Below are 20,356 nucleotides of genomic sequence, written 5' to 3' on the forward strand. Positions count from 1 at the left end.
GGTATTCCAGTCAGGGTTTGACGAGCACCTTGAGCGCCTCGCGGTCGGCCATCGCACGGTAGCCGTCGGGGACCTCTTCGAGCCCGATGGTCCGGTCGAAGACCTTGCCGGGCTGGTACTTGCCCTCGACGACGTCTTCGAGCAGTTCGGGGATGTAGTGGCGGGCCGGGGCGACGCCGCCGGTGACGGTGATGTTGCGGCGGAAGAGCGCGGGGCCGATCGGGCCCTCGGCGTACTGCGGCACGCCGACGCGGCTCACCGTGCCGCCGGGGCGGACAGCACCGACCCCCATCTCGAAGGCGGGCTTCGTGCCGACGCATTCGAGGACGGTGTGCGTGCCTTCGCCGCGTGTCAGCTCTCGCACCTTCTCGATGCCTTCGTCGCCGCGCTCGGCTACGACGTCTGTCGCGCCGAACTCACGGCCCAGGTCCGTGCGGGTCCGGTGGCGGCCCATCAGGATGATGCGCTCGGCGCCGAGGCGTTTCGCCGCGAGCACTGCGGAGAGACCGACGGCGCCGTCACCGATGACGGTGACGGTGGTGCGCTCGTTCACGCCCGCCTTGACCGCCGCGTGGTGGCCGGTCGCGAACACATCGGAGAGCGTGAGGAACGAGGCGAGCAGGTCGTCGTCCTCGGTGTGCGGCAGTTTCACCAGCGTGCCGTCGGCCTGCGGGACGCGGACGGCCTCGCCCTGACCGGCGTCGACGCCCTTCGCGCCCCAGTTGCCGCCGTGCAGACAGGAGGTGTGGAGGCCTTCGCGGCAGAACTGGCACGTGTTGTCGGAGTAGACGAAGGGCGCGACGGCCAGGTCTCCCGGCTTGAGCGTGGTGACGTCGGAGCCGACGGCCTCGACGAGGCCGAGGAACTCGTGTCCGATCCGGACGCCGCGGTCGCGTGCGGGCATGCTGCCGTACGGCCAGAGGTCGCTGCCGCAGATGCAGGAGCGGACGACGCGGAGGAGGGCGTCGGTCGGTTCGCTCAGCTTCGGGTCCGGGACGGTCTCGACGCGCACGTCACCGGCGCCGTAGATGAGAGTCGCTCGCACGACGGGTCCTTTCCTCGGCTGGCCCCCAGTATGGGCGCGTCGCGTTTAGCCCGCTAAACGCGATCGGTGGAGGTCGCGCAGCAGGAGGATTTCGGCGCTGTGGTGGATGGCCTCCCGGTTGATATGCAGGACGAGGGCCGCGAAGGGGTACTCCGCGTACGGGCCCTCAGCCTCGCCGCAGGGGCGTTCGAGGCCTTCGGCGGTGAGGGCGCGGACGCCGTCACGCCAGCGCGCGTAGGCGTCGTCGAGCTGCTCCAGCGCTTCTTTGGCGGAGGCTGCGTAGGGGAAGGTCTGATAGTCGACGGGCGGGCCGCCGAAGTGCGACGCGGTCCGCATCCCGAAGACGCCGACGATGATGTGCGCGAGGCGCCAGGCGATCGTCGTCACCGGCGGCGGGGACGGCTCCGGATACGCCCAGTCGATAGTGACGTCGCCGTTTTCACCCGGCCTCACCGTCCAGCAGTCCTCGACGGGTTCCCAGAGGTATTCGTCGTCGGTGAGGGTCTCCAGCCGAGGGCGCAGGTGGTTCGTCCAGTGCCAGTCGAGCTGTTCGGAGAGTTCCTTGCTCCAGTCGATGCCCATGTCCCCGGACGCTAGGCCGCCTCGCGGTCATCCGCTGTCCTGAATCGTGAGGGGGTTGGCGGCGGGGTGACCGGGCCCACCTGGGACGATGGTGGGGAAGCGTACTGCTCTGATCTGGAGGTTTCAGGTGCCCAGTCCCACCGGTCCGGTACTCGTCGTGGACTTCGGGGCGCAGTACGCGCAACTGATCGCGCGCCGCGTGCGTGAGGCGCAGGTCTATTCCGAGGTCGTCCCGCACACCGCCACCGCCGAGGACATCCTCGCCAAGGACCCTTCCGCGATCATCCTTTCCGGTGGTCCTTCCAGCGTGTACGCGGAGAACGCGCCCGCCCTCGCCCCCGGGCTGGTCGACGCGGGCGTGCCGATCCTCGGCATCTGCTACGGCCACCAGGTGCTCGCGCAGGCCCTCGGCGGCACCGTCGAGCCGACCGGGATCCGCGAGTTCGGCCGCACCGAGGTCCGCGTCGCCGGTGAAGGTGGCGTCCTGCACGCCGGTCTCCCGAGCAACCAGCCCGCGTGGATGAGCCACAACGACAGCGTCACCAAGGCCCCCGAGGGCGCCACCGTGACCGCTTCGAGTGACGGCGCCGCCGTCGCCGGGTTCGAAGACGTCGAGCGCCGCTTCGCCGGCGTCCAGTACCACCCCGAGGTGCACCACTCGCCGCACGGCCAGGAGGTGCTCCGCCGCTTCCTGCACGACATCGCGGGCATCAAGCCGCAGTGGACGACGTCGTCCATCGTCGACGACCAGGTCAAGCGCATCGCCGAGCAGGTCGGCGACGGCCGGGCGATCTGCGGGCTGTCCGGCGGCGTCGACTCCGCCGTGGCCGCCGCGCTGGTCCAGCGGGCCATCGGTGACCGGCTGACCTGCGTGTTCGTCGACCACGGTCTGCTGCGCTCGGGCGAGCGCACCCAGGTCGAACGCGATTTCGTCGCCGCGACCGGGGTCAACCTGGTGACCGTCGACGCGCGCGACCGGTTCCTCGACGCGCTGGCCGGGGTCACCGACCCCGAGGAGAAGCGCAAGATCATCGGCCGCGAGTTCATCCGCGTGTTCGAGCAGGCCGAGCGCGACCTCAAGGCCGAGGGCGACTACAAGTTCCTGGTCCAGGGCACGCTGTACCCGGACGTCGTCGAGTCCGGCGGCGGCGAGGGCGCGGCGAACATCAAGAGCCACCACAACGTCGGCGGGCTGCCCGACGACCTGCAGTTCGAGCTCGTCGAGCCGCTGCGACTGCTGTTCAAGGACGAGGTGCGGCGCGTCGGGCTGGAGCTCGGGCTGCCGGAGACGATCGTGCAGCGGCAGCCGTTCCCCGGCCCGGGGCTCGGCATCCGGATCATCGGCGCCGTCGACGCCGAGCGGCTCGAGACGTTGCGCGCGGCGGACGCCATCGCGCGCGAAGAGCTCACCGCGGCCGGGCTCGACGGCGAGATCTGGCAGTGCCCGGTGGTGCTGCTGGCCGACGTCCGCAGCGTCGGTGTCCAGGGCGACGGGCGGACCTACGGGCACCCGATCGTGCTGCGGCCGGTGTCGTCCGAGGACGCGATGACCGCGGACTGGACGCGGTTGCCGTACGAGGTCCTGGAGCGGATCTCGACCCGCATCACCAACGAGGTCGCCGAGGTGAACCGGGTGGTCCTGGACGTCACGTCCAAGCCGCCGGGCACCATCGAGTGGGAGTGACCGCTCCCGTCCCGACCTGCGTTTCGCGGGCTAATCGCGATCTGTCCGTCCTGGGGGCACCCAGGCGACCGGATCGCGTTTAGCCCGCGAACTGCGTTCTGGGGCCTGGGGCACCCGCCGCGGCCCCGGATCGCGATTAGGGGGCGAAACGCAGGTCGGCGGGGGTGGGCACGGTGGCGACGCCGGATCGCGTTTAGCCCGCGAAACGCAGGTCGGCGCGGGAGGGGGCGGAGCAAGGCGAAGGCCCCGGCGAGGGGCCGGGGCCTTCGGAGTGGGGTGGAGCGTCAGCGGCGCCGCTAGCGGCGGCTCTTGCGCAGCGAAGCGGCGAGAAGCAGGACGCCGACGAAGATCGCCCCGCCCGCCATGATCCACCGGAAGTCGAACTGAGGGAGCCACGTGGAGCCGTCCGAGAGGACGTAACCCGACACCAGCAGCGTCGCGATCCCGACGATCAGGGTGATGACGTCCACCCCGCGCTTCGCCGGCTGAGCCGCCTGGGTCTGCGTGCTGTCGTAGTTGTCGTAGTCGTACTCAGCCACGACGCACCTCCACGTTCCCGACACCGTTCTCGACCTTCACAGTGATCTTCTGCCCGTTGGACCCCGGCGAGGTGAAGTCGATGACTTCCTCGCCCACCCCCGAGCGGGACTGGCCGAGGCAGTCGATGTCCCCGGCGCCCGTCTCGCACGAGACCTTCACTTCGGCTCCCGCCGGCACGAGCACCGTCGAGTTGCCCGCACCGTTGGAGACCTTCGTGGTCACCGAAGCGCCCGCCGGCAGCTTGGTCAGGTCGACGTCGATGTTCCCCGCCGAGCGGTGGTACTCCGGCAGCACCTCGGACACCTGGACGGGTGTCGCCGTCAGGTCGCCGACGCCGCCTTTGACCGAGAAGTTCTCGAACGGCACCGTGGTCAGCGCCATCCCGACGATCGCCAGCGGCACCGCGAGCCCGATCAGGCCGCGACCGCCTCGCACGAACGAACCGGCCACCAGCCCGATACCGACCACGGCCAGGGTGAGTCCGACGACGTGCTGCATGGTGAACCACGGCTCACCGTCCAGGCCGAGGACGGTGCCGACTCCGCCGACCAGCACGGCGATCCCGAAGGTCGCGGCGCCGATCTTCGACTTGCGGCGACGGGGCATCGGCGGCGCGGGCGGCGGCGGAGGGGTCTGCGGCGGCATGCCGCCGGACGGCGAGGCGTTCGGCAGATCCCAAGCGGACGGGTCGGCCGCGAGCGGGTCCCAGCCACCCTCGGTCGCCGTCGAAGCGGAGGCGGCCGACGCCGACGCCATCGAGAACGCGGCGGCGGGCTGAGCCGGGGTGGGCATCGACGGCCGGTTGAACTGGCCGCGGTTGCGGTGCAGCAGGTACAGCGCGACGGCCATCAGCGCGAAACCGATCAGCCCGGTGCCGTCGGTCATCCAGCCGCCGCTCAAGGTCCAGGTGAGACCGGGGAACAGCAGGATCAGCAGCAGCACCGCGAACGCCGGCGAACTCGACGCGCGACCCCGGCCGATCAGGCCCTCGAACGCGGAAACGCGGTCGCCTTCCTGCGGCAGGAACAGCCAGCCCAGCAGATAGACGAAGACGCCGAACCCGCCGAACACCGTCGCGGCGACCAGCGCGACACGGACCACGGTCGGGTCGATGCCGTACCGGTAGCCGATGCCCGCGGCGACGCCGGCGAACTTGCGGCCGTGTACCGGCCGGACCGGCCTGCTCCGCCAGAAATCCTTGACGGTCTCCTCGAAGCCGGCCGCGGGGCCGCGCTTCGGAACCTGTGTCTCACTCCCACTCATGCCACAAAGAATGCGCCCCGGCCGGCCCTCGCCACATCCGGGAACTCCCCTGAGGTTTCCCCCAGCGGGAAGAGTCAGGGGTTTCCCCGATGGATCAGTATCCCACTCCGTGTGACCATGGAGAACGTGCAGGAATCCGCCCCCAACGACCTCGCCGGACAGGTGAAGCCGACGATCATCGAGCGCACTCCGGTGCCCGTTCCCGGCAGCCTGTCCCCGGCACCGTTCGAGCCGCCCAAGATGTATCGCCGCCGTTCCGGCCGCGCCATCGCGGGCGTCGCCGGCGGCCTCGCCGACCACCTCGGCGTCAAGGTGCTCTGGGTCCGGATCGCGTTCGCGTTGCTGGCCGCCCTGAACGGCGTTGGCCTGCTCGCCTACGGCCTGCTCTGGGTGTTCGTCCAGCAGCGATCCGGCGAGGCCGAGCCGGAGAAGTCCGCGCCGAAGGAGAAGCAGCAGGCCTTCGGGCTCATCGCGCTGGGTGTCGGCCTCGCCGTCGCCAGTGGCACGCTGACCGGTCTGATCAGCGGCTGGGTCGCCATCCCGCTGGCGCTGGCGATGATCGGTGCGGCCGTCGTCTGGCGCGAGGCCGACGAATCGCAGCGGCGGCGTTGGCGTATCAGCGCCAAGGGTGGAGTCGCCACGGCGTTCCTCGGCGGCGGGGGCTGGTCGGCCGCGATCCGCCTGGTCGCCGGTGTCGCGCTGGTGATGACCGGCATCGGCGTCGTCGTCCTGGAGAGCGGCAGCATCGACCAGGTCAAATTCGCGCTGGTCGCCGTGATCGCGACGCTGTTCGGCGTCGCCGTGCTGACCGTCCCGTTCTGGCTGCGCCTGGTCCGCGACCTGTCCGACGAGCGCACCGCCCGCATCCGCACCGACGAACGCGCCGAGATCGCCGCGCATCTGCACGACTCGGTCCTCCAGACCCTCGCGCTGATCCAGAAACAGGCGGAATCGCCGCGCGAGGTCGCCAGGCTCGCGCGCGGTCAGGAACGCGAGCTGCGTGGCTGGTTGTACGGGCCGTCGGGGTACGGCAAGAGCAAGAAGACCGAGGAAGAGGCCGTCAGCGGTCAGCTGTCCGAAGTGCTCGCGGCCGCGTGCGGCGAGGTCGAAGACGCGTTCGCGATCTCGGTGCAGCAGGTCGTCGTGGGGGAGGCGACGTTGAACGAGCCGCTGACCGCGCTGGTCCAGGCGGCGCGCGAAGCGATCGTGAACGCCGCCAAGCACGCGGGCGTCGACGAGGTCAGCGTGTACGCCGAGGTCGAGCCGACAGCGGTCACCGTGTTCGTGCGCGACCGGGGCAAGGGGTTCGACCCCGACGTCGTGCCGAGCGACCGGCACGGCCTCGCCGATTCCATCCGGGGGCGGATGGAACGGCACGGCGGGAAGCTGAAACTGCGTACCGCGCCGGGTGAAGGAACCGAGGTCCAGCTGGAGATGCCGGTCAAGGCGGGGAAGGGTGCGGCGTGAGGTCGCTATGCTCACGGGACAGGGCGAGCGAGGGAGCATCGTGACGGAGAACCAGCAGACGCGGGAGCCGGTCAAGGTCTTCCTCGTCGATGACCACGCGCTCTTCCGGGCGGGTGTGCGCACCGAATTGGACTCGATCACCGACGACGTCCGCGTGGTCGGTGAGGCGGGCTCGGTCGCCGAGGCGGTCGCGGGTATCGCCCGGACCAAACCGCAGGTCGTGCTGCTCGACGTGCACATGCCGGACGGTGGCGGCGCCGAGGTGCTGCGCCGGGTCCGGCCGGAACTGCCGGACGTCGTGTTCCTCGCGCTGTCGGTCTCCGACGCCGCGGAGGACGTGATCGCCGTGATCCGCGCGGGGGCGCGGGGGTATGTCACGAAGACGATCTCGTCGAAGGAGCTCGTGCGCGCCGTCGTGCGGGTCTCGGACGGGGACGCGGTGTTCTCGCCGCGGCTGGCCGGGTTCGTGCTCGACGCGTTCGCCGACCGGCCGGGTTCCGCGCCGATCAGCGACCCGGATCTCGACCTGCTGACCCCGCGGGAACGCGACGTGCTGCGGCTGCTCGCGCGCGGGTACGCGTACAAGGAGATCGCGTCGGAGCTGTTCATCTCGGTGAAGACCGTCGAGACCCATGTGTCGAGCGTCCTGCGGAAGACGCAGCTGTCGAACCGGTACGAGCTTTCGCGCTGGGCTTCCGACCGGCGTCTCGTCTAGGTGGCGCCTGTTCTCCTCGGCCTGGTGGCCGTGTTCTTCCTGGGCATGGGCCTGCTCGGGCTCGCCGCGCCGAAGCGGCTGATCCGGCCGTTCGGCATCTCGCTGGAGTCGGCGACGGCGCGGACCGAAGTGCGGGCCGTCTACGGCGGCTTCGGGGTGGCTGTCGCGGTGCTGCTCGGGTTCGCGGCTTTCGACGTCGGCGGGATCCAGCGGGGTGTCGCGATCGCGGTGGCCGTCGCGCTCGCCGGGATGGCCTTCGGAAGGCTGGTCGCGCGGTTCGCGGAACGGCCCGAGCGGTTCTACCCGAGCTGGCTCTACTTCTGGGTCGAGATCGTCCTCGCCGCCCTGCTCATCCTCGCGACCCTGACGCCCTGACCTGCGTTTCGCGGGCTAAACGCGATCCGGCGAGCCCCCAGGCCCCACCGCGTCGCGATTAGCCCGCGAAACGCAGGTCAGCGGAATTCGTGGGTGACCTCGATCTTCCCCACGATGTGCGTGTTGAACTCGGCGAGGTCTTCGGCCGGGACCCAGAGCTCCAGGATCGTCTTCCCGCCCGCCTGCTGGACGGGGTACCGCTCGACGAACGACGTCTCGACCTCGAACCGTGTCACGAAGCCCGCGCCGCTGTGGCGCACGTTCCAGTCACGGGCGATCTTGATCGCGTAGTCCTCGTTCAGCACCGGGTAGAAGATGGGCTGCTCCGGCAGTCTCGGCGGCCACTCGCGCCAGCCCGACTCGCGAACGAGGTCGAGCTCGACGGGTCCGGTGGGGCGCCACAGCGTCGTCGTGTCCGTCATGGCGCGACCTTGTCGACGGCGGCCAAAGGGCGCTCGACCTGCGGAGTGGTAGCAAAGGTCCCTTGCTCCCTCGGGCGGAGCCGGGTCAGCGCGACCCCGCCCAGCACGACGACCATCCCCGCGATCACCCGCAGGTTCAGCGGCTCGGCAAGGAACACCGCGCCGAGCAGCACCGAGACCACCGGCAGCAGGTAGCCGACGATCGACGCCGCCACGGCACCCTCGCTCGCGAGGAGCTGGTAGTTCAGCGCGAACGCGATCCCGGTCGACCCGATGCCCAGGATCACCACCGCGACGACCGCGCCGGTGCTCAGGTGCACCGGTTCGAAGCCGCCCATCGGCATCGCGAGCAGCAGGAACCCGGTCGCCAGCAGCATCTGCCCGCCGGCCAGCGACATCGGCGAGTCACCGGTGCCGGTGAGGTACTTGCCCTCGTAGACGAACGCGAAGCCGTAGCTCGCGGCCGCCGCGAGGCACGCCAGCGCGCCCCAGCTGAGCAGGCCGGAGGCCTCCCACGGCGCGAAGATCAGCAGGATCCCGGCGAGCCCGGCGACCAGCCCGGTGACCCGCACCGCGGTCATCTTCGTCCGCGCGCCCATCATCGGAGCGGCCAGCAACACCCACAGCGGCGTCGTCGAGTTCAGCACGCCGGTGATCCCCGAATCGACGGTCAGCTCACCCCACGCGAACAGCAGGAACGGCAGCGCGTTGTGGAAGAACGCCGCGACGGCCAGGTGTCCCCAGATCCGCCGTCCCGACGGCAGCCTGTCCCGGCCGAGATAGCAGAGCCCGATCAGCACCGCCGCGCCGAGCGCCACCCGCGCCAGCACCAGCTGCACCGGCGTGAACGCGCCGAGCCCCAGCTTGATCCAGAAGAAACTCGATCCCCACATGAGCGCCAGCGCGCCGATCCGCAGCAGGGTCTTCGTCTCGCCCACCCCAGTCCTCCTTAAGTGCCTGGCCCAGCTTTGCCGGGCCGACGCGTAAGGACAAGCGAAAATAACTGCAGGGAGCCTTAAGAAGAACTGTACGATCGGAGCATGCTGGACGTCCGCCGCATGCAGGTCCTCCGAGCCGTGATCAGCAGCGGTTCGATCACCGCCGCCGCCAGGAACCTCGGCTACACACCCTCCGCGATCAGCCAGCAATTGTCCACCCTGGAAAGGGAAGCCGGCGTCGAACTGCTCGAACGCGTCGGCCGCGGCGTGCGCCCGACGCCCGCCGGTTCGCTGCTGTCCGAACACGCGGAAACGCTGAGCACGCAGCTCGCCAAGGCCGAAGCCGCGCTCACCGAACTCAAGGAAGGCCGCACGGGCAGGCTCGCGATCCGCTATTTCGCCACCGCGGGCGCGTCGCTGGTGCCCTTGGCCGTCGCAGCGCTGCGCCGGGACTTCCCTGGTGTCCGCCTCGACCTGAAACTGGTCGAGCCCGACGATTCGATGCCCGAGATCGAGTCGGGCGAGGCCGACGTCGCGATGATCGTGCTCCCCAGCAGCTCTCCCCGGATCAAGGGCGTCGAGTACATCCACCTCCTCGACGACCCGTACCGCGCGATCCTGCCGAAGAACCACCGGCTCGCCCGCAAACGCGTGCTCGATCTCGCCGAGCTCGCGGAGGATCCTTGGGTCGGCGTCGACGGTCTCCCCGGCGCCTGCCGCGACATCCTGCTCGACGCCTGCGGCGCGGCCGGTTTCGCCCCGAACCACGTCGTCGAATCCGAGGATTACCAGACGGCACAAGGGTTCGTGGCCGCCGGGCTCGGTGTCGCGCTGATCCCGGAGCTCGGCCTCGGCGCCCCGCACCCCGGCGTCGCCATCCGCAAGGTCCGCCGTCCGGATCCGGTGCGGTCCATCCACGCGGCCGTCGCCGCGCACGCCAGGGAACATCCCGCGGTGCGGCGATTCCTCGGCGCGATCCGCGAAGGGGCCGGACAGGCAAGCGGGAATGGCCGAGTGGGCACGAAAACCGGCTGAGCTTGAACAGCCGCGCGAGCGGTCGACAACCTGGCAGGGAAGCCATATTCCCGCCAGCGAAAGGACTTCCGTGCGTCCCCTGATCGTCCTGCACGGCTCATGGCACCAGCCCGCCCATTTCGACGACCTCGTCGAACGCCTTCGCCGGGACGGCATCGAGGTCACCGTCCCCGACCTCGGCGGCCGCCCGATCGCCGAAACCACCCGGACCGTCCAGGAAATCGTCGACAAGGCGGCCGAGCCGCCGGTGGTGCTCGCGCATTCCTTCGGCGGCCTGACCGCCAGCGGGCTCCAGGGGACCGCACACCTGATCTACCTGGCCGCGATCGTCAGCGAGCCGGGTGAAACCGCGCAGTACTGGATCGAGCGGACCAGAGAGGAAACCGGCCGCGAACCCCAGCAGCTGCCCTTGATCTTCGACGAGGAAGGCTGGACCCATCTCGACCTCGCCGCCGTCCGCGAGGCCATGTACGCCGACTGCACGGACGCCGTCGCCGAGCGCGCCACGGAGTTGCTGCGCCCGGAACCCGTCACGATCTTCGACGAGTCGCCGGAAGGCTCGGCGTGGAAGGACACCCCGACCACGTACGTCACCTGCACCGAAGACCGGGCGCTCGTCCCGGAAATGGTCGTCCACTTCGCGGCCCGGTGCGACACGACGGTGACCTGGCGCGCGAGCCACAGCCCGTACCTCAGCCGCCCCGTCGAACTGGCGACGCTGGTCCGCGAGCGGCTCTAAATCAGGAACAGCTCCGCGAACAGCACGCCGATCAGGATCGCCGCCACGACGGCGCCGACCGTGATCAGCAGCTTCCGAGTGTCCGGCGACTTCGCGGCCGCCGGCGCGGCGGGAGCGGGAGCGTACTGCTGCGTCGGCGGCGCGTACTGCGGTTGCGGCGGCTGATACTGCTGCGGCTGGTGCTGGGGGAACTGCGGAACCGGCTGCTGTGACGGCTGATGCGTCGGGATCGGCATCGAAGCCGGGACCGTCGGCATCGCGGGGGCGGTCGGCGGGATGAACGCCGTCTGCCGCCCTTCCGTGATCGCGTTCAGCGAGCGGACGGTGTCGGCCATCGTCGGCCGCGCGTCCGGCTCCGCCCGCAGCATCTTGCGCAACGCGCCGGCCAGCGGCCCGGCGGTCTGCGGCGGCCGTTCCGAGGACTCGCCGTCCTCACCGAACGGCGGCACCCCCTCGACGGCCGTGTACAGGGTCGCGCCCAGCGAGAACACGTCGGACGCCGAAGTCGCCGGTTCGCCGCGGGCCACCTCGGGCGCGCGGTACGCCGGACTCGGGCCGCCACCGGTGATGCCGATGTCGGTGAGCTTCACGCCGCCGTCGTCGGCCAGCAGGACCGTGCCCGGCTCGACCGTCCGGTGCACCACCCCGGCCTCGTGCATCGCGGCCAGCGCGCGGCCGAGCACGATGCCCAGCCCGGCCGCCTGTTCCGCGGTCAGCCTGCCGTGTTCGGCGAGGAAGGCCGCCATCCCGCGGGACGGGATGTACTCCATCACCAGCCACACGTCCGGCCCGTCGGGCAGCACGTCGTACACCTTGATGGCGGTGGCGTGCTCGAACTTGGCCGCGTCCTTGCCCTCTTGGACGACGACGGCCTTGGCCTGCTCCGCCCGGTCCGGCGGCAGGCCGACGGGCAGATACATGCGCTTCATCGCGACCGTGCGCAGCAGACGGGTGTCGAAAGCCAGCCACACGATGCCCGCCCGGCCACGCCCGATGGGCTGGTCGAGGCGGTATCGGCCGCCGACGATGGAACCTTCAGAACTCAATGGATCACGTTCCGGCTGGGGTGGGGGTCGTTGTCGGGTTCGCTGACGAGCTCGGAGGAGGTTCTTCGGAGGAGCTCGTCGTCTTCGACGGTGGCTTGGCGGAACTCTTCGAACTGGTCGGCCGATCCGGCTCGTCCGTCTGGCTCGCCTTGCTCGACGTCTTCTTCGACGAAGTCGTCTCCTTGGGCGGCTCGGCCGACTCCGTCTCCGTCGGCGTTTCCGTCGTCTCCGGAGCGGAAGACGTCGCCGAAGGAGTCGGCTTCGTCGACGAGTTCCCCACCTGAGCGGGCGTCTCCGGGTTGTTCGGGCTCAGCAGCCAGAAGCCCAGCGCGGCCAGCGCCACGACCACGACACCGCCGATGATCGCGGGCTTCTTCCACGCACCCGGCTTCTCGTCGTCCTCGTCCACCGGGCTGGTCTGCGCGCGGGTGGGCGGCGGCGGGGGCGGGTCGTCGTAATCGTCGTCGTAGGGATCGTCGTCGTAGCCGCCCGCGGGGATCGGGACGGCGCGCGTGGGCGCGGGGCCGCCGCCGGGGTGGCCGCGTTCGGACAGCAACGCCGTCTCGTCGTAGTTGTCGTACCCGTCGTAGTCGTCTTCCGGGTATCCCGACGCGGGCGGCTGGTGGTAGTCGTCCTCGTCGTCGTAGTACGAACCGGCCGCGGCCTGATCGTCGAGGAGCGAACCCGAATGGCCTGCGGCCTCGCTGTCGAGCGCCTGGGTCACGCCGCCACCGGCGAGCGCGCCCGCGATCGGCGCGGCGAGCACGGTCTCGTCGGCGGGACCGCCCAGCGGCGTTTCACCCCGCGCGACGGCGGCGAGAAGCTCTTCGCACTCTTCGGCGGTGGGCCGGTGCCGCACCTCCGGGTGCAGCAGCACGGCCAGCACGCTGGCGAGCGGGCCGGACTGACGCGGCGGGATGATCTGCCCGGCCGCGACGGCGTGCAGGAGGCTCAGCGTGTTCTCGCTGAGGCCGAACGGCGGCTGGCCTTCGCAAGCCGCGTAGAGCGTCGAGCCGAGCGAGAAGACGTCCGACTCCGGGCCGGGGTCGCCGCCGATGGCCACCTCGGGCGCCAGGTAGGCGGGGGTTCCGGCGATCATCCCGGTCTTCGTGACCGTGACGTCGTCCTTGGCCCGCGAGATGCCGAAGTCGGTGATCTTCACGGTGCCGTTGGGCGCCAGCAGGATGTTGCCGGGCTTGATGTCGCGGTGCACGATGCCGACCGCGTGCGCCTCGGTCAGCGCCGCCGCGACCTGCGCGCCGATCCGCGCGACCTCGGTCGGCGGCAGCGTCCGCTCCTCCTGCAGCACCTGGGCGAGGCTCGTGGAGTTCAGGTACTCCATGATCAGGCAGGGCTGGCCGTTGTCGTCGGTGACGACGTCGAACACCGAGATGGCGTTCGGGTGGTGCAGTCGCGCGGCGATCCGTCCTTCACGCATCGTGCGCTGGCGGGCGTCTTCGGCGTCGTGAGCCTCAAGCCCCGGTTGCAGCAGCAACTGTTTGATCGCCACCGTGCGGCCGAGTACCTCGTCGTGCGCTTGCCACACGGCCCCCATCGCGCCCGTGCCGATCCGCCCGGCGATGCGATATCGACCGGCGACCAGGCGACCCTCGTCGCTCACGCGACCTCCCTTTGGGCTCCGTCTTCACGTCGCGGAGTCGTCCGCGCACGCGGTGCGGCCTTCAGCACGCCACAGCGTTGGAGCGTATGCACATGTAGTGGTCTGTGTGCCGGCTTTTCCGAGACCGACTCGTGACAAGGCTAGGCGCTCACTCTGCGCACACACACGCGGCACACTCTGATCGCCCTGGGTGGAGGGCTGTTACACGCGGGGTGTCCGTCACATGTGCTGCGCGGACAGCAGCCGCGCGTCGGTGATCAGGCCGGTCGTCTCGTCGGCGAATTCCAGTACCTGGGTGACCCGGAGCAGGCCGCCGTCCGGGTTGCGCATGGTCACCACGGCGAGGATGGTGCCGTCGGCCTGTTCGCGGATGTCCTGGATCTGGATGGCGTCCATCGAGCTCCAGGCCTCGATCAGCCTGCCGGCTTCGGACTCGGCCAGCACCGGCGTGATCAGCGACATCGCGCCGTAGGGATCGGCGTCGACGGTCCGGTAGAACGTCCGGACCGCCTCGATCTTGTCCTCGACCGTGCTGACCGCGGCCGGTTTGGTGGCCGGCTGAGAACTCGTGCTGCCGGCCGAGGAACTCTGCCGGGGGAGCGAGCCCGAACCGGTGCCCGAAGACGGCTGGGCCTTCGAGCTGGTGCCCGAGGTCGTCGGCGTCTCCTGCTTCCGCTGCGGCTCCGTGGAGTCCGGGACGGCGAGCCCGCCGAGCGCGGCGGCTCCGCTCATCGTCTCGGGTGCGGCGGCGCCCGGCACCGTGCCTTCCCGCTGGGTGCCCGCGAGCACGCCCGCGGTGACGACGGCGCCCGCGACCAGCAGTCCGGCGGCGACCAGCCCGGCCAGTTTGGCCCGCCGGGCGGCGCGGCTCTCCGGCTCGTCCTCTTCGGGCTCGGGCCGGGGCGCGGGCTCTTCACGGGTGCGCGCGGGTACGAACTTCTGCGGCTCGCGGAAGACCTGCTCGAGATACTCGCGGTCGACGCGGGTGTCGTTCAGGATCTCTTCCGGGATGACGTCCTCGACACGTACGGCGTCCTCACGCCGTATGCGCTGTCGATCAAGCACGAAATTCCTCGCTCTGGTCCGGGGCAGGCACTGGGCCGTTCGGCCGGTGCCTTTGGTCCGCGCGGCCGTCTTCTGAACGGTGCGGACCCTGCAGTCGTCAGGTAACCCTGTGCGGACGGTGCACGGCCAGGCTCTATCGCCGGAATGCCGTCGCGATACGACGAACGGCAGCATAGGTCACCCACCCGGACCAGGGATGACCGCTCAACGCACCGCACGTGCAGAGGAACAGGACACTTGCACGTGCGCGGTCGCCTACATGCCGTCGTCGATGATCTTTTCGTCGTCACCGAAGGTGAACGTGCGCTGCTCCATGGTCTTCGTGCCGTCTTTGTGAGTGACTTCGACGGTGTTGACCGTGACGCCGCGGCGCTGGTCGATGCTGACCTTCTTCACCTCGAAGTAGGCGACGTCGGCGTAGCGCTCCCGGAGGCCCTGAGCGCCTTCTTCGCCCAGGCTGCCGGAGGTCACCGAGGACGCCTCTTGGGGGTCGGTGGTGACGGAGTTGAGGAAGATCTCGGTGTTGTCGCCCATCGCCTGCGCGTCCGGCTGCGACGCGTACCAAGCGGCCGTCGTGGTGGTGCGGTCGGCGGGCACGACCGGCGGTTTCTGCGGCCGGTCGCTCGACGACGGCGCGGATCCGGACGTGGCCGGTGCGCCCGAGTCGGGCCGCGACGAGCCGGTGCCGGTGTCGGCACTGTCCGACGAGGTGCCGGAGTTGCTGGAACTCCGGTCGTCTTTTGTGGAGGAGTCGGTCTCGGATTCGGACGGATTGCCCGCCGCGCCACCCTGGGGCGGGGTGGCCGGATTGCCGGCGAGACCGTCCTGGGTCAGCGGGCTTCCGCCGCGGTATCCGGGCCAGCCGCCCTGGCTCTGCTGCTCCGGGAGGGGTTTGCCGACCAGGAACGAACCGGCGAAGAGCAGGCCGACCACGACCAGCGCGGACGCCGCCGCCGCGAACCAGGCGGCCTTGCGCCAGGTCTTGGGCGGGGTCACCGAGGCGGGCACCGAGCCGAGGTCGAAGGTACTCAGGCCGTCGACGGGCGGGGCGACGTAGACACGGACGTCGCTGTCGTCGATCTCCGCGGGCTCGGGACGACGGGGGGAGGGGGCGGTCAGCGTCACCTTCGTGCGCTGGGCGGCCTTCGCACGCCGCTCCTCGACGGGCGTCATGACTGGTTCGGTCAACGAGACCTCGACGCGGGCTGGGCGCTCCACGGGAACCTCGCGAGCGGGCTGGGGGAGCGGCAGCAGGCCGCTCGATGGGGCGTAGCCGGGGCTCGGCGCCCTCCTGTTCCGCGGTGGCGGCAAGGGAAGGGAGCCGGTGGAAGGCGGGGCGAACTCGCGGTGCGCGTGATGCCCGTGCCCGGTCGGGCGCTGCCGCCTCGGCGGCACGGGTGGGGTCCAGCTCTCGGTGCCGCCCGCCCGGTGGCGACCTGTCTGTGTGGTGCCGTTGCGTCCCTGGTGTTCCGCCCAGCCGTTCATGTCCGAGCGACCCCCTCACAGGCCCGCCCTGACGGCGATGTGACACCGGTTAAGCCGAACGGAGCAGCGGTTTCACGGGATCCCTCGCTTGCAGACTCCCGGGCAGTCTCGTGAGCAAATGCACGCGCATACGACTCGGGGCGCGCGGGGCCATCGCCCCCGCGCGCCATACGGGCATCGCCCGACCCAGACGCAAGGGTCCTCACGAGGTCCACACTAAAAGTTCGACACCCGCAAGTCTTCACCCACTCTGCAAGTTGCAGATGTTTCACTCGGTCGGGCGCGGCCGAACGGGCCTCGGTGACGTAACGCTGTGCTATCGGCGCTGGTGGGGTCGCTCAGTTGCCGCTGCGGTACTTCTGCTGGGTTGATTGCAGGGCTTTCGTGGCGGTGATCCCGCTACCCGCTGCAAGCAGAATCGCGATGACGTCGAGCGTCGTTCCCCCACTCGTGAGCAGCCAGGCGAAAAGCGAAGCCGCGGTGGTACCCGCTGCGATCGGCCAACGCGTCTTGACGTACTGGGCGACGGGAGTGCCGCCGGCGCGCTTACCCGCCGCGTTGTTCAGCATGGCGAGATAACCGACATGGCCCAATGCCGCGAGGACACCGGCGATCGCGATGATCACGGCGATGAGGTTAATCATGTGTCCAGTTTGCCTGGTCCCGAGCCGTCGTGGCTCGGGGAACACCCTGAGTTCCGCCTCACGCCGCAGGATCGTGACGTGGCCGGACCGCGTTTAGCGGGCTAAACGCGATCCGGGTGCGTCGTGGGGGAGCAAGGGACCTTTGCTACCACCTACCGCCCCAGCCTGCCCCGCCCCAGGTTGAGCAGCGCCATCGCCAGCTGCCGGCCCTCCGGCCCGAGTTCGCGGTAGCGCGCGAGCACGTCCATCTCGCGGTTGTAGACGATCCTCGTGCCGCCCGCGGCCATCCTGGCCGCACCGATCGTCTTGGAGACTTCGACGCGGCGTTTGACCAGCCGCAGGATCTCGCCGTCGAGGAAGTCGATCTCCTTGCGGAGCTCGCCGATCTCCTCGGCCGTGGCGATGGGTTCTTCGGCGTCCGGCTTCTCTGTGGTGTTCATCGGGACCTTTCTTCGGTCCGGATTCCCTGCTGGCCCCCGGAACAGCGTAAAGCCCCGGGGTCCGTGGACTCCGGGGCTTCGGGTGATGGCATTGGCGGCACTATGCGATCACGGGAGCCGGAGTCCGGGTCCCGTAAAAAAATCGCGTCGCGTGGTGCCGCATGCCGGTCATTATGCCACAGCGATGCCGTCCTCCGGCTTGAAGCGGCGCCGCGCTCCGCGGACACGGACATGCACGAAGACGCTCATGGCCAGCCAGAACATCGGCATCGCCGGCCAGAAGAACGGCACTCCGGAAGAAACCCAACGGAGGATCGACAGCACCGAAAGCACGACGGCGATCGCGAGGTGGATCCGCACCGCCGGATGCGCGAAGACGACCGGGCGCCGCTTCGAGGCGGGTTTCGGCAGATCCGAGGTGAGCGCGGCGAGGTCGTCCGTGTATTTGGCGGAATACACAGCGCTCAGCCGGTCTTCCACCTCTTCGAGAGTGAGACGGCCTTCACCGCCGGCGGCCTGGATGCGGGTGGCGACCTGCTCGCGGTCGGCGTCGGCTGCCCTGAGCCTGGAGGGAATTCCGTTGGTGTCCATGGCATCCGATCCTCCGCCGCGAACACCGTCCGCGCGTCGGACGGCAGGCGGCAACACCGCCTACGCCCGGCGCTGTAGCGTGGACCGGCGATGAACACCCTCTTCGATCTCCCAGCGGACGGTCCGGCCAAGCCCCGGCACTCGGATCTGCTCGACGACCTGAACCCGGCACAGCGCGAAGCCGTGACCCACGCGGGCTCGCCGCTGCTGGTCGTCGCGGGCGCGGGTTCGGGCAAGACCCGGGTGCTGACCCGCCGGATCGCGTACCTGCTGGCCGAACGGGACGTCCACCCCGGCCAGATCATGGCGATCACGTTCACCAACAAGGCGGCCGCGGAGATGCGGGAGCGGGTGAGCGACCTCGTCGGCCGCCGCGCGAACGCCATGTGGGTGTCGACGTTCCACTCGATGTGCGTGCGGATCCTGCGCCGTGAGGCCAAAACGCTGGAGATGTCGTCGAGTTTCTCCATCTACGACTCGGACGACACGAAGCGGCTCATCACCCTCGTCGCCCGCGATCTCGACATCGACCCGAAGCGGTACGCGGCGCGCACGCTGGCCGTGCACATCTCGAACCTCAAGAACGAACTGATCGATCCGGAGACGGCGGTCGCCGACGCGGGCAACGACCTCGAACGCCGCGTGGCCGAGGTGTACGTCGAGTACCAACGGCGGCTGAACCAGGCCAACGCGTTCGACTTCGACGACCTCATCATGCGGACGGTCGAACTCCTGCAGACCTTCCCGGACGTCGCCGAGTACTACCGGCGGCGCTTCCGGCACGTGCTCGTCGACGAGTACCAGGACACGAACCACGCGCAGTACACGCTGGTCCGCGAACTGGTCGGCACCGAGGCGAACGAGGCGGGGATCGAGCCCGCCGAGCTGTGCGTCGTCGGTGACGCGGACCAGTCGATCTACGCCTTCCGCGGGGCGACGATCCGCAACATCGAGGAATTCGAGCGCGACTTCCCGAACGCGCGGACCGTGTTGCTGGAGCAGAACTACCGCTCGACCCAGACGATCCTGAACGCGGCGAACGCGGTCATCGCGCGAAACCCGAACAGGCGCGCGAAGCGGCTGTGGACCGATTCCGGCGACGGCGAGAAGATCGTCGGCTACGTCGCGGACAACGAGCACGACGAGGCGGCGTTCGTCGCAGGCGAGATCGACGCGCTGGCGGACAAGGGCGAAGCGGACTACTCCGACGTCGCCGTCTTCTACCGCACCAACAACCAGTCCCGTGTCTTCGAAGAGATCTTCATCCGCCTCGGCCTGCCGTACAAGGTCGTCGGCGGGGTGCGGTTCTACGAGCGGCGCGAGGTCCGCGACATGCTCGCGTACCTGAGGGTGCTGGCGAACCCGGAGGACACGGTCAGCCTGCGCCGCATCCTCAACGTCCCCAAACGCGGCATCGGGGATCGCGCCGAAGCCGTCATCGCGACGTACGCCGAGCGTGAGCGCATCTCTTTCGCTCAGGCGCTGCGCGGTGCCGTCAGCGGTGAAGTGCCGCTGCTGAACCCGCGTTCCGCCAAGGCGATCACCGGTTTCGTCGAGTTGATGGACGAGCTCGGCGAGGTCGTGGAGAGCGGCGCCGAAGTCGCCGACATCCTCGAAGCCGTCCTTGAACGCACGGGTTACCGCGCGGAACTCGAGGAGTCCGACGACCCGCAGGACGCGTCACGGGTGGAGAACCTGACGGAACTCGTCACCGTCGCGCGGGAGTTCACCGAATTCACCGCCGAGGTCGCCGGTCCGGACGGCGAGCTGCCGGAGGCGGACCCGGGTGTGCCGGAGCCGGGCTCGCTGCCCGCGTTCCTGGAGCGGGTTTCGCTGGTGGCCGACGCGGATTCGGTCCCGTCGCCCGACGGCGGCGATGACGGCGACGGGCACGACGCGGGCGTGGTCACGTTGATGACCGTGCACACCGCGAAGGGCCTGGAGTACCCGGTCGTCTTCGGAACGGGCTGGGAAGACGGGATCTTCCCGCATATGCGCGCGCTCGGTGACCCGACGGAGCTGGCCGAGGAACGCCGGCTCGCCTATGTCGCGATCACGAGGGCGAGGAAGCGGCTGTACGTCTCCCGTTCGATGGTGCGCTCGGCCTGGGGCCAGCCGCAGATGAACCCGGCTTCGCGGTTCCTCGACGAGCTTCCCGCCGATCTGGTGGATTGGCGCAGGCTCGCGCCTTCCTCTTCCTCCGGTGGTTTCGGTTCGTCGGGCGGATCGCCGCGGGCCGCGACGACCTGGGGCAGCCGGGGCGGTGGCGGCGGCGCGTCGTCGCGGGCGGCGAGCACGAGTCCGTTCGGCAAGGGCTGGAAGGACACCGTCGCGCTCAAGCTCGACGTCGGCGACAGGGTCAGCCACGACAAGTACGGGCTCGGGACGGTCGTCGCCTGCGACGGCGCGGGCCCGCGTGCCACGGCGACGATCGATTTCGGTGCCGCCGGCAAGGTCCGCCTGATGCTGATCGGCAGCGTCCCGATGGTCAAACTCTAGCCCTGACCTGCGGTTTTCCCCGCGCGACCGAAAACTGTCGGACCCTTCCCGTATACCTGTGTCATCGAACACGAGTTCGATGCTCTGGGGTATGCTGGACAAGCCGGTGCGCCCCGAACCGAGGAGGGGGCGCACGGTGTGGACGGGGTGCTGTTTCAGA

20 protein-coding genes are annotated in these 20,356 nt (G+C 69.8%); 7 read left to right on the forward strand and 13 right to left on the reverse strand.

The genetic code is table 11. The features are described 5' to 3' along the window. Positions 1 to 10: 10 nt before the first annotated feature. The gene (locus AMK34_RS28000; RefSeq protein WP_073847354.1) at positions 11 to 1,045 is read right to left on the reverse strand and encodes a zinc-dependent alcohol dehydrogenase family protein; all 1,035 of its coding nucleotides are present in this window, start codon (positions 1,043 to 1,045) and stop codon (positions 11 to 13) included. 45 nt (positions 1,046 to 1,090) lie between these two features. Next, positions 1,091 to 1,627 (reverse strand): DinB family protein, encoded by a 537-nt coding sequence (locus AMK34_RS28005; RefSeq protein WP_073847355.1) that lies wholly within the window; start codon positions 1,625 to 1,627, stop codon positions 1,091 to 1,093. 127 nt (positions 1,628 to 1,754) lie between these two features. Here AMK34_RS28005 and guaA point away from each other — a divergent pair, with 127 nt between their 5' ends. Further along, positions 1,755 to 3,311 (forward strand): glutamine-hydrolyzing GMP synthase, encoded by a 1,557-nt coding sequence (gene guaA / locus AMK34_RS28010; protein ID WP_038519664.1) that lies wholly within the window; start codon positions 1,755 to 1,757, stop codon positions 3,309 to 3,311. 296 nt (positions 3,312 to 3,607) lie between these two features. Here guaA and AMK34_RS28015 read toward each other — a convergent pair whose 3' ends face one another. Next, the gene (locus tag AMK34_RS28015; RefSeq protein WP_038519661.1) at positions 3,608 to 3,850 is read right to left on the reverse strand and encodes a hypothetical protein; all 243 of its coding nucleotides are present in this window, start codon (positions 3,848 to 3,850) and stop codon (positions 3,608 to 3,610) included. Further along, positions 3,843 to 5,114 (reverse strand): PspC domain-containing protein, encoded by a 1,272-nt coding sequence (locus tag AMK34_RS28020; RefSeq protein WP_073847356.1) that lies wholly within the window; start codon positions 5,112 to 5,114, stop codon positions 3,843 to 3,845. The genes AMK34_RS28015 and AMK34_RS28020 overlap by 8 nt, the downstream gene beginning before the upstream one ends. A gap of 111 nt (positions 5,115 to 5,225) precedes the next feature. Between AMK34_RS28020 and AMK34_RS28025 the strand changes: the two genes are divergently transcribed. From AMK34_RS28025 to AMK34_RS28035, 3 genes are read left to right on the forward strand one after another with little or no spacing between them, the layout of a single operon-like run. Continuing rightward, positions 5,226 to 6,581, forward strand: coding sequence for an ATP-binding protein (locus AMK34_RS28025; protein WP_038519655.1), 1,356 nt, complete (start codon positions 5,226 to 5,228; stop codon positions 6,579 to 6,581). A 7-nt stretch (positions 6,582 to 6,588) separates the two neighbouring features. After that, positions 6,589 to 7,296, forward strand: a complete 708-nt coding sequence (locus AMK34_RS28030; protein ID WP_085939730.1) for a response regulator — start codon at positions 6,589 to 6,591, stop codon at positions 7,294 to 7,296. Continuing rightward, positions 7,297 to 7,671: a DUF4345 domain-containing protein gene (locus AMK34_RS28035; RefSeq protein ID WP_073847357.1), complete on the forward strand. Its 375-nt coding sequence runs from the start codon at positions 7,297 to 7,299 to the stop codon at positions 7,669 to 7,671. 77 nt (positions 7,672 to 7,748) lie between these two features. Here AMK34_RS28035 and AMK34_RS28040 read toward each other — a convergent pair whose 3' ends face one another. Then, complete coding sequence (locus tag AMK34_RS28040; protein ID WP_016331182.1) at positions 7,749 to 8,093, reverse strand: hypothetical protein; 345 nt, start codon at positions 8,091 to 8,093, stop codon at positions 7,749 to 7,751. After that, entirely contained in the window at positions 8,090 to 9,031 is a 942-nt protein-coding gene (locus tag AMK34_RS28045) for a DMT family transporter (protein ID WP_073847358.1), read from the reverse strand. Before AMK34_RS28045 ends, AMK34_RS28040 begins: the two co-directional genes overlap by 4 nt. Before the next feature lie 102 nt (positions 9,032 to 9,133). Between AMK34_RS28045 and AMK34_RS28050 the strand changes: the two genes are divergently transcribed. Together AMK34_RS28050 and AMK34_RS28055 are read left to right on the forward strand one after the other, a co-directional pair. Continuing rightward, entirely contained in the window at positions 9,134 to 10,066 is a 933-nt protein-coding gene (locus AMK34_RS28050) for a LysR family transcriptional regulator (RefSeq protein ID WP_038519645.1), read from the forward strand. A 70-nt stretch (positions 10,067 to 10,136) separates the two neighbouring features. Further along, on the forward strand, positions 10,137 to 10,805 hold the full coding sequence (locus AMK34_RS28055; protein ID WP_073847359.1) for an alpha/beta hydrolase: 669 nt from the start codon (positions 10,137 to 10,139) through the stop codon (positions 10,803 to 10,805). On the opposite strand, the gene AMK34_RS28060 is transcribed toward AMK34_RS28055, so the two are convergent. From AMK34_RS28060 to AMK34_RS28090, 7 genes are all read right to left on the reverse strand, one after another. Further along, positions 10,802 to 11,851 carry a serine/threonine-protein kinase gene (locus tag AMK34_RS28060; RefSeq protein ID WP_073847360.1) on the reverse strand — a complete coding sequence of 350 codons (1,050 nt, stop codon included), beginning with the start codon at positions 11,849 to 11,851 and terminating at the stop codon, positions 10,802 to 10,804. The two genes, AMK34_RS28055 and AMK34_RS28060, sit on opposite strands and share 4 nt — an antisense overlap. A 4-nt stretch (positions 11,852 to 11,855) precedes the next feature. Next, entirely contained in the window at positions 11,856 to 13,472 is a 1,617-nt protein-coding gene (locus tag AMK34_RS28065; protein ID WP_073847361.1) for a serine/threonine-protein kinase, read from the reverse strand. Between the two features lie 219 nt (positions 13,473 to 13,691). After that, on the reverse strand, positions 13,692 to 14,537 hold the full coding sequence (locus AMK34_RS28070) for a hypothetical protein (protein ID WP_073847362.1): 846 nt from the start codon (positions 14,535 to 14,537) through the stop codon (positions 13,692 to 13,694). 255 nt (positions 14,538 to 14,792) lie between these two features. Further along, positions 14,793 to 16,022: a hypothetical protein gene (locus tag AMK34_RS28075; protein WP_241832880.1), complete on the reverse strand. Its 1,230-nt coding sequence runs from the start codon at positions 16,020 to 16,022 to the stop codon at positions 14,793 to 14,795. A gap of 338 nt (positions 16,023 to 16,360) precedes the next feature. Further along, entirely contained in the window at positions 16,361 to 16,666 is a 306-nt protein-coding gene (locus AMK34_RS28080; RefSeq protein WP_038519627.1) for a hypothetical protein, read from the reverse strand. A 152-nt stretch (positions 16,667 to 16,818) separates the two neighbouring features. Continuing rightward, positions 16,819 to 17,106: a chorismate mutase gene (locus tag AMK34_RS28085; protein WP_038519624.1), complete on the reverse strand. Its 288-nt coding sequence runs from the start codon at positions 17,104 to 17,106 to the stop codon at positions 16,819 to 16,821. Positions 17,107 to 17,277: 171 nt separating this feature from the next. Further along, positions 17,278 to 17,697 (reverse strand): DUF1707 SHOCT-like domain-containing protein, encoded by a 420-nt coding sequence (locus tag AMK34_RS28090; RefSeq protein WP_073847364.1) that lies wholly within the window; start codon positions 17,695 to 17,697, stop codon positions 17,278 to 17,280. A gap of 90 nt (positions 17,698 to 17,787) precedes the next feature. On the opposite strand from AMK34_RS28090, the gene pcrA reads away from it, so the two are divergent. Beyond that, positions 17,788 to 20,196 carry a DNA helicase PcrA gene (pcrA, locus tag AMK34_RS28095; protein ID WP_038519618.1) on the forward strand — a complete coding sequence of 803 codons (2,409 nt, stop codon included), beginning with the start codon at positions 17,788 to 17,790 and terminating at the stop codon, positions 20,194 to 20,196. Positions 20,197 to 20,356 lie beyond the last annotated feature (160 nt).

Source organism: Amycolatopsis sp. CB00013 (assembly GCF_001905755.1).
In the GTDB taxonomy this organism is placed as follows: Bacteria; Actinomycetota; Actinomycetes; order Mycobacteriales; family Pseudonocardiaceae; genus Amycolatopsis; species Amycolatopsis japonica.